This is a genomic window from Holdemanella sp. DFI.5.55 (genome assembly GCF_020593575.1).
Classification (GTDB): domain Bacteria; phylum Bacillota_I; class Bacilli_A; order Erysipelotrichales; family Erysipelotrichaceae; genus Holdemanella; species Holdemanella hominis.
In genome coordinates this window covers 1-243 of the sequence record NZ_JAJDMK010000347.1, presented here as the reverse complement: position 1 = coordinate 243, position 243 = coordinate 1, and the positions used below count along the sequence as shown (strand labels likewise).

The 243-nt window shown below is 50.6% G+C and carries 1 protein-coding gene; it reads right to left on the bottom strand.

Annotated features, from left to right (window positions below; all coding sequences use genetic code 11):
• Positions 1–4: 4 nt before the first annotated feature.
• Positions 5–243: putative dsRNA-binding protein (locus LJE08_RS14365; RefSeq protein WP_255650369.1), on the bottom strand; the 239-nt coding region annotated here is incomplete at its 5' end.

Genomic DNA, 243 nt, shown 5'->3' with positions numbered 1-243 from the left:
CCTTTTAGTTATTTTTGCGCAGCTGATTCAAAGCTGCCTGTGCCGCCTGCATTTCAGCGTGTTTCTTTGAGCTGCCGATCCCTTGAGCAATCGGTTCGCCGTTTACGCTGACGCTGACTTTAAACTGCGGATCGTTTTCAGTACCGGCTTCGCTGAGGAGATGGTATTCAATATCAACATCTCCGTTGCGCTGCAAGAATTCCTGCAGACTGGTCTTGGCATCAACGGCGTGGTCAAACCAGC